The 8980-nt window shown below is 45.6% G+C and carries 6 protein-coding genes; 5 read left to right on the top strand and 1 reads right to left on the bottom strand.

Going from position 1 to position 8980, the window contains the following annotated elements; translation table 11 throughout:
• Positions 1–19 precede the first annotated feature (19 nt).
• Positions 20–229, bottom strand: coding sequence for a hypothetical protein (locus BKY27_RS19085; RefSeq protein WP_071676057.1), 210 nt, complete (start codon positions 227–229; stop codon positions 20–22).
• 214 nt (positions 230–443) lie between these two features.
• Here BKY27_RS19085 and BKY27_RS19080 point away from each other — a divergent pair, with 214 nt between their 5' ends.
• From BKY27_RS19080 to BKY27_RS20060, 5 genes are all read left to right on the top strand, one after another.
• On the top strand, positions 444–2165 hold the full coding sequence (locus BKY27_RS19080; protein WP_071676056.1) for a type I restriction-modification system subunit M: 1722 nt from the start codon (positions 444–446) through the stop codon (positions 2163–2165).
• The gene (locus BKY27_RS19075) at positions 2158–3378 is read left to right on the top strand and encodes a restriction endonuclease subunit S (protein ID WP_071676055.1); all 1221 of its coding nucleotides are present in this window, start codon (positions 2158–2160) and stop codon (positions 3376–3378) included. The genes BKY27_RS19080 and BKY27_RS19075 overlap by 8 nt, the downstream gene beginning before the upstream one ends.
• Positions 3378–6356 (top strand): type I restriction endonuclease subunit R, encoded by a 2979-nt coding sequence (locus BKY27_RS19070; RefSeq protein ID WP_071676054.1) that lies wholly within the window; start codon positions 3378–3380, stop codon positions 6354–6356. The genes BKY27_RS19075 and BKY27_RS19070 overlap by 1 nt, the downstream gene beginning before the upstream one ends.
• Entirely contained in the window at positions 6353–7054 is a 702-nt protein-coding gene (locus BKY27_RS19065; RefSeq protein WP_071676053.1) for a M48 family metallopeptidase, read from the top strand. Before BKY27_RS19070 ends, BKY27_RS19065 begins: the two co-directional genes overlap by 4 nt.
• A gap of 544 nt (positions 7055–7598) precedes the next feature.
• Positions 7599–8966 carry a hypothetical protein gene (locus BKY27_RS20060; protein ID WP_146636315.1) on the top strand — a complete coding sequence of 456 codons (1368 nt, stop codon included), beginning with the start codon at positions 7599–7601 and terminating at the stop codon, positions 8964–8966.
• Positions 8967–8980 lie beyond the last annotated feature (14 nt).

Genomic DNA, 8980 nt, shown 5'->3' with positions numbered 1-8980 from the left:
AGAAAATAGTCTAAATGCGTTACGCCCACCGCTTTCTCTCTTTAAATGCGTCACGTGCTGCATTGAGAAAATCACGTTCAGCATCATCCAGCACGCGCCAATACTTTGAACAAGATTCCATAAGGTTCAGAACGCCTTCGATCTTGTCGGCATCCAAGTGATTTTGGGACTTAAGTGCACTTTCGAGTTCATCTAATTTCTTTTTGATCTTTTCACGAACGGGATTCATTCGTTTCCTTTCATTTTTTGTTGGGAGAATATGGCAGCCGATACTGTCTCCATGAAAAGAGCGTATTCCGTGCCATGTTGTTGTGATGCGTTATCCATATCAGAGAATAAGCATGACGAGAAGCTCATCTGGCGCATTGGCGGCGCAAGTGTGCTGTGCTAAAGTTCTCTGTGGATGCCTTAAGCAACTGTAAAAAATAACAAAAGAGGTCTTCATGAGCAAGAAGTTGACGTTGAAGGAACTGGAATCCTTCCTTTGGGAAACCGCCGACATCCTTCGCGGCAACATGGATGCCTCAGAGTTCAAGGATTACATCTTCGGGATGCTGTTCTTGAAACGTCTTTCTGATGCCTTTGAGGAAGCACAGGAGCAGGTTGTTGCCGACTACGTGGCGCAGGGCAGACCGCTTGCGGAGGCGCAGCAACTGGCGGCAGATGAAGACGAATACGACAAGACGTTCTTCGTTCCTGAACGCAGTCGTTGGTCCGCACTCAAAGACCTCAAACACGACATTGGGTCAGAACTGAACAAGGCAACAGAAGCAATTGAAGAGCATAACCCCTCACTGGAAGGGGTGCTTGTCACGATTGACTTCAACATCAAGAACAAACTGACCGACAAGAAATTGCAGGATTTGCTGTCGCATTTCTCGAAGCATCGCCTTCGGAATGTGGACTTTGAGTCCTCCGATCTTCTTGGAACAGCGTATGAATACCTGATCAAACAGTTCGCAGACTCTGCTGGCAAGAAGGGCGGCGAATTCTACACGCCTAGTGAAGTGGTTTGGTTGCTGGTGTCCTTGCTCAAACCAGAAGCGGGTATGCGTGTATACGACCCTACAGCGGGTTCTGGTGGCATGTTGATCCAGACGCGCAACTACCTCATCGAACACGGGGATAACCCTCAGAACCTCTCTCTGTTCGGGCAGGAAATGAACCTGAACACCTGGGCGATCTGCAAGATGAACATGTTCCTGCACGGCGTGTTCAATGCCGATATTCGCAAGGGCGACACTTTGGGTGATCCTCAGCACATCTCTGGTGGCGAACTGATGATGTTTGACCGCGTGATTGCGAACCCGCCTTTCTCGCTCAAGAAGTGGGGCAAGGAAGCAGCGGACGCGGATGCCTATGGCAGATATCCCTATGGCACACCACCAAAGGATGCAGGTGATCTTGCCTTCATCCAGCACATGATTGCGTCGCTGAACGCAGAAGGAAAGATGGGGGTAGTTGTTCCCCATGGTGTCTTGTTCCGTGGAGCAAGCGAAAAGGAAATCCGCAAGGGCATTCTGGAAGATGATCTTTTGGAGGCGGTGATTGGTCTTCCGTCTGGTCTGTTTTATGGAACAGGCATTCCTGCTGCCTTGCTGATCATCAACAAGCAGAAACCGCAGGAGCGCAAGAATAAGGTTTTGTTCATTAACAGCGAACTGGAATACCAAGAAGGTAAGAACCAGAACAAACTGCGTGGCGAAGACATTCAGCACATCTTGACTGTGTTTGATGCTTACACGGATGAAAAACGCTATTCCAAGGTTGTGGACATGGATGAAATCCGTGGCAATGATTACAACCTGAACATCCGCAGATATGCAGACACGTCACCGCCACCTGAACCTTTTGACGTTCGGGCAATCCTGCATGGTGGGGTTCCTGTGTCCGAAGTGGAAGGTGACTACATCCAAGAAACCTTGCAGGGCATGGATGTGACCTGTGTTTTTGTTCGTCGCGATGATGAATACTATGATTTCAAAGAGGACATCGAAACCAAGGATCAGTTGCGCGATCATCTTGGCGACGTTGATCAATCCGTGGTCAGTCAGTTTGAACGCTGGTGGGATAAGTATCGCGTTTCCCTGCATGAGATTGATGCACAGGTGAAGCAATCCGAAGGTGTGATGTGGGGTTATCTGAAGGAACTTGGGTATGAGTGAAATGGTTCCTGAGGGTTGGGAAGGCAAAAAAATTGGCGAAATCGCTTCAATTATCATGGGGCAATCACCATCATCGGACACTTACAATACAGACAGGAAAGGCATTCCCTTCTTTCAAGGGAAGGCAGACTTTGGCGCAAAATATCCTACAGTGAGATATTGGTGCACTGCGCCTTCCAAAATTGCGCCAAAAGACGCAATTCTGTTTAGTGTCAGAGCGCCCGTTGGTGATATTAATAGAAATAATACTGAAGCATGTATTGGCAGGGGACTTGCAGCACTATCTGGCGTAACGGTAGAGCAAGATTTTCTATTTCATTCTCTCACGTTTTCTAAAAAAGAGTTTGACGCGCTGGGACAAGGCAGCACATTTGAGGCGATTAACGGAAGTGAACTGCGAAACTTCCTATTGCCAATCCCACCGCTTCCAGAACAAAAGAAAATCGCTGCGATACTGACCTCTGTTGATGAGGTGATTGAAAGCACTCAAAAACAGATCGACAAACTGCAAGACCTTAAAAAAGCAACCATGAATGAGTTGCTGACCAAAGGCATCGGTCACACAGAGTTCAAGGACAGTGAACTTGGGCGGATTCCGAAGAGTTGGGAGGTTAAGACTCTTTCGGATATTGCAGAGATAATTTCCGGCTATGCGTTTTCTAGCTCCGATTTTGTTGATCGAGGAATCTTATGTATTCGCATGGGAAATCTTTACGGAAATGTATTTGATGAAAATCGCTCACCTGCCTATCTGCCCGACTCGTTTTCAGTAACGCATCCAAAGTTTTTAGTGTCTGCTGGTGATCTTTTGCTTTCAATGACGGGAACGGCAGGCAAGCGGGATTATGGGTATCTTGTGATTGTTCCAGAGAACTTCAATCAGGGCCTTCTCAATCAGCGCGTGTCAAAAATAATTCCAAAACATGAGGAAATGACGGTATATATTCGAGAATTAATGAGGTCAGATTTATATCTTAATGAATTGTTCTCGTTCGGATCGGGAACGAAGCAGGCAAATCTTTCTGCAAGCCAAATTATGGGTATTAATGTCCCAGTGCCACCGTTGGATGAACAGTTTATGATTGGCAAATCTATTTCGGCGGTTGTTCGATCCATTGCGGAAAAAGCATCAATGCTCTCTCAACTCAAATCCCTGAAAAAATCCCTGATGCAAGACCTCCTGACAGGCAAAGTGCGAGTGAAGGTGGACTGATGGCGAATGATGAGTTTGACAAGGTAGAAGGTCCGGCACTGGCGCAATTGCAGTCATTGGGGTGGACCTTTGTAGATGGTGCATCTCTGTCGCCTGACACATCTGACGAGCGATCTTCGTTCAAGGATGTGGTTCTGGAAAAACGCCTGTCAGACAACATCAAACGCATCAATCCATGGATCAGTGACCAGAACCTGCACAAGGTCGTCAGTGATCTGACCCGCACCCCCTATGCCAATTTGATCGAAGCAAACCAATCAGTATGGTCGCTGATCAATCAATGCGTTTCGGTCATGCAGGATTTGGGTAAAGGCAACAAAGGGCAAACCGTCCACATCATTGATTTCGAAAACCCTGAAAACAATGAATTCCTGTGCACGAACCAGTTCAAGGTTTCCGGCGTTCACCAGAACATCATTCCAGATATCGTTTGTTTCGTGAACGGTCTGCCGCTGGCGGTGATTGAATGTAAATCCCCATACTGCACAAATCCCATGGAAGCAGGCATCGACCAGTTGCTGCGTTATGCCAACCGACGGTCCCCTGAACATGACGAAGGCGCGGAAAAACTGTTCCACTATAACCTGATGATGGTGTCCACACACAGGGACAAAGCACGGGTTGGCACGATCACATCACGGATGGAGCATTTCCTTGAATGGAAAGATCCCTATCCGCGATCCCTGAAGGACTTCGATTGCGTCCCAGGGGCACAGGAAATCCTGTTGGAAGGTTTGTTCTCCAAGTCGAACTTCTTGGACATCTTTCAGAACTTCACGGTCTTCGAACCTGTTGATGCCCGTGTGGTGAAGAAGATACCGCGCTATCAACAATTCCGTGCCGTTCACAAGACCATAGAGCGCCTCAGAGACGGCAAGACGCGTCGCGATAAGGGTGGGGTCATCTGGCACACGCAAGGGTCTGGAAAGTCCCTCACAATGGTTTTCCTGACCATGAAGATGCGGCGTGATCCTGTGCTGCGCGAATACAAACTGGTGTTCCTGACGGACCGCACCCAACTGGATGAACAACTGACCAACACCTTTCGAAATGCCCAAGGGGAAACCATTCGCCATGCGCGTTCTGTAAGGGAACTCAAAGACCTGCTGGCAACTGATGCCTCTGACATCATAACTGCCATGGTTCAGAAGTTCCAAGAAGGCGCGGATGATCTGGAATTTCCCGTTCTGAACACGTCTGACAAGATCATCGTCTTGGCAGATGAAGCGCACAGAACCCAGTATGGAACCCTTGGGGTGGCGATCAATGCGGCATTACCCAACGCACCACGGATTGCCTTCACCGGAACGCCGTTGATTAAGACCCAGAAGACCACAAATTCCTTTGGATCATACATCGACACATACACGATTGAACAAGCGGTTCAGGACGGCGCAACAGTTCAAATTCTGTATGAAGGTCGCGAAGCAGCGGTGCGGGTGACCGGAGATTCACTTGATAGTCTGTTTGATGAATATTTCGGGGATAGGTCCGAAGAGGAACAAGCGGCGATCAAGAAGAAATACGGGACCACACAGGCAATCCTTGAAGCGCCGCAACGCATTCGTAGGGTCTGCATAGACATCCTGAAACACTACCGTGAACACATCCACCCCAATGGGTTCAAGGCGATGATTGTCACGTCTTCACGGAACGCTGCTATCACTTACAAAGAGCAACTGGATGCCTTGGATGCTCCTGAGAGTGCGGTGATCATCTCTGGTGATCATAATGATGAAAAACGGTTCTGGGAATATACAGACGGGTCCACGCACAAGAAGCAGATTGATGACTTCAAGAAACCACTGGGAACGGGTGAAAAGCAGTCCAATTTGTCGTTTCTGATAGTAAAAGACATGTTGCTTACGGGGTTTGACGCGCCTGTGGCGCAGGTCATGTATCTTGATCGAAAACTGTCAGATCATACCCTTCTGCAAGCAATCGCCCGTGTGAACCGAACAGCACAAAACAAGTTCAGAGGTTACATTGTCGATTATTACGGATTGAGCGACTATCTCACAGAAGCATTGGAGATGTTTTCCACTGAAGATGTTGCAGTTGCGCTGAAAGACCTCAAAGACGAAATGCCAAAATTGAAAAATGCTCATACACGTGTGTTGAAGCATTTTACTGGTCTGGACCTAGATGATCTAGATGACTGCATCATGGCACTGGAAGATGAAGTGAAGCGGCAGGTTTTTCAGACCGATTTTCAGACGTTCTCTCGCCAGTTGGACATCATCCTGCCTGATCCAGCGGCAACGCCATTCATTATAGACCTGAAGCGCCTTGGAAAGATTTCGATTGGTGCCCGAAACCTGTTTCGAGATGAACAACTGGATGTATCAGGTGCCGGTGAAAAGGTGCGTCAACTGATTGAAGAACATGTTTACTCTACAGGTGTTGATCCTAAGATTGCGCCAGTTGACCTGCTGGCACATGACTTCAAAGACAAGTTGCAATCTCATACGACTGCCAAATCACGGGCATCTGAAATCGAACATGCGATCAAGCATCACATCAAGATCAAGATCGAAGACGATCCCGAATATTACAAAACGCTGTCGCAGCGCCTTGAAGAGATCATCCAGAAACATGCCCATAAATGGGATGAACTGGTTCAACTGCTGCTGGACCTGCGCGACAACATAGAAGCAGACCGTGAAAAGGGTGCCGCTGATCTTGGACTGACAGAAACAGAGTTTGCGTTCCACAACATCTTGGTTGCCGAAATCACCAAACTGAACGGCGACGACAGTCTGGATGAAGAAACTTATGACACGGTTAAGGAACTGGTGCAGTCACTGGTTGCTATGATGGATGAAGCATCTGAAATTGTTGATTTCTTCAACAAGTGGGATGAGCAAAAGCGAGTAAAACGCCAGATCAAACATGCAATCATCAAGCATTTTGACTTGGCATTGGTGAAACCCGTCACTGAACGGTTCATGGAACTTGCCAAGGTGAAGTTTCGATGAACATGGATTTCCCTTTTCAAGTAGATATTGTTCGAACGGCACGTCGCAAATCTGCTGAAATTGAGATCAATGGTGAAACTGTTCGTGTGCTTGTTCCAGATACTTTATCGGATCAACGCATTAAGGATTTGATCACCAAGCGGTCTGTTTGGATTAAACAGAAACTTGCGGTTCATGCATCCACACCAGAACCCAAACAACGTGAGTATGTGAATGGGGAAACCTTCCCTTATCTTGGAAGGAACTACCGCCTGAAGCTGGAAAGCAGTAAGGAATATTCGGTCAAATTGAAAAATGGATATCTGACCGTTTCTTACCCGCGCACCGACAACGACCAAAAGAACAATGTAATTATCAAAAGATTGCTAACCACTTGGTATCAATCACATGCATATGATCGCCTGCACGAAAAGACAAAACGATATGCAAAGATCATTGGTGTAAACCCAATAGGAATAAAGATTGATGATTTCAAAGCAAGATGGGGATCATGCCTTGATACAGGTGAGATTGCTTATAACTGGCGGATCATTCTGACATCACATAAAATCGTTGAATATATAGTGATTCATGAGCTCTGCCATCTGATCGAACACAATCATTCATCAAAATATTGGAAATTGGTTGAAGGGTACTGCAGTGATTATCTGGAATGTCGCAGATGGTTGAAGGATCATGGCGCAAGTTTAATGATTTGATTGATGTATTGTTTTGATATCATGGTGGATTTTTTGAAAAATCAAAGCAATGGAAAATCCAAAAATTGATATCTGGACGGCAAGGCCAGTTACAACCGAAGGTGTAAAATTTTAATTTTACATCTGAGGTTCATTTGCGCAGCAAATGCAATTTGTAATCAGTAATTTACATATTTCCTCATCCTAAATTTTTTGCCATCTTTTCATTATTTGCATTCAGCAGATGCTGAATGCCAGTCCGCTTACGCGCCCTGCTTTATTTTTTTTGTTTAATGTATTAGTTACATGTCAATCATCATTTTATTAAACTTGATCAGTTGCTTGTTTAGTGATATCATTTCTCTACTACTTACCTGCTGTATTCCTCATAACTAATACAAAAACTCAATTACATGGGTTTGATAGGCGGCGACAGTATCGCATAAATATATGCGTAGATTCCTCTGATCTACAGTGTTGATAGCAGGAGGGAGCATTTTGCTCCTGCCTGCTATGTATATCATGGGTTTCTGCATTCAACACATTTTAATCAGAGGAGAAATTCATGTTAGATCATGTATTACTACAAGAAGCGGAATGGGACCGCTCAATTAATAAATCACATGCAATCATTTATGACAAAAGTTCTATGCCAGTTCAAAATGCTCAGTTCGAACGATTGCTAAATACCGTGTTTGAGCGAAGTTGCATAGAAAATATGGTTTCCTCAAAGGTCGACGCTAAGAAGGAAACTGAAACCAATACCCTCAAGAAGTGCTTGAAGTCGATTTTGTGGCACCTGTATAGGGCGTTTACTCTGGATCAAGATTGCTATGTTCAGATTAGTCTTTCATCGAACTCATACAAGGTAAAAGACGCACTTAACCCCCATCGCATTCCACGCCGAATTGTCGATATTGTGCACCGCCTACATGATGTGAGGATTATAGAAATGAAGATCGGGTTTCTTGATCGCGACATCTCGTATGGTCGTCAAACAAGAATAAGAGCAACAATCAATTTCCTTAAAGAACTGAACGCATTACCTCAAAATATCAAAGCGGACCCTGTTCCACCACCTGCAATTCTGTTTCGAGATAAGGAAACCAAGAAACCAATTTCTTCAAATTTGCATATGCAATCAGGAAACGTTGCCGAAGTGGCGGAACTTTTGACATCTTACAACGACATGATGCTTGGGAGTAGGATCACTCTGGAGGGTGTTTCTGGAGATTTGGTTGCTTGGGAGAATAGCAAAGGAAACTTCGAGACAATTGATTTATCCAAGAAATTCCTGTCTGCAGTTGTTCACTGTGCGGACCAAAAACTGAGTTATTTCCGGATGCATAGTGCATTTTGGCAGGGAATGCCAAGCGGTTATCGACATCTTGTGCGCGTTGATGGTGAAAAATCCGTATGCCTAGACTACTCTTCGCAAGTTCTCAACATTGCTGCAAGTCTGAACAAATTCCAACTGCCTGAAGATGCCTATAATATTGATCTTGGAACTCCGTTTCTCAACCAGATTGACACAAAGAACTTAATCAAATCCGCTGTTGTAATTTTCCTGAACACTCCTGACAAGAAGTCGGGATACTATGCGCTAAGGAGCGCATTGCGTAAGACCTACAATGGTGACGGTTTCCCTGTGCGACTTACCAATGAGTTCTTCGATCAGGTTGTGGCACAACTCGTTTATCACTACCCATTTCTCGAACAATATCTGCTAAGAAGTCACGGACACGACTTCTTTGCGGAAGATGCAGATGTCGCTCGAAATATCATTCGAGTGTTTTTGGAAAAAGATAAAGTTGTCCTCCCCATTCATGATGGGTTCATGGTTGCTGTGAGCGACAGGGATTTTCTACATGAAACCATGCACAATGTATGGCGAGATAAGTTTGGCACGACCATCCAGATCAAAGAGGAATGACATTTTAGAAATCC

Origin of the sequence: Nioella nitratireducens (assembly GCF_001879715.1) — a bacterium.
Lineage (GTDB): Bacteria > Pseudomonadota > Alphaproteobacteria > Rhodobacterales > Rhodobacteraceae > Nioella > Nioella nitratireducens.
The sequence above is the reverse complement of the archived record's forward strand: the minus strand, read 5'-3'. Positions and strand labels throughout refer to the sequence as shown.

Coding starts and splice junctions, on each gene's coding strand:
- BKY27_RS19065 (WP_071676053.1), top strand. CDS start 6,353: ATGAACATGGATTTCCCTTTTCAAGTAGATATTGTTCGAACGGCACGT.
- BKY27_RS19080 (WP_071676056.1), top strand. CDS start 444: ATGAGCAAGAAGTTGACGTTGAAGGAACTGGAATCCTTCCTTTGGGAA.
- BKY27_RS19085 (WP_071676057.1), bottom strand. CDS start 229: ATGAATCCCGTTCGTGAAAAGATCAAAAAGAAATTAGATGAACTCGAA.
- BKY27_RS19070 (WP_071676054.1), top strand. CDS start 3,378: ATGGCGAATGATGAGTTTGACAAGGTAGAAGGTCCGGCACTGGCGCAA.
- BKY27_RS20060 (WP_146636315.1), top strand. CDS start 7,599: ATGTTAGATCATGTATTACTACAAGAAGCGGAATGGGACCGCTCAATT.
- BKY27_RS19075 (WP_071676055.1), top strand. CDS start 2,158: ATGAGTGAAATGGTTCCTGAGGGTTGGGAAGGCAAAAAAATTGGCGAA.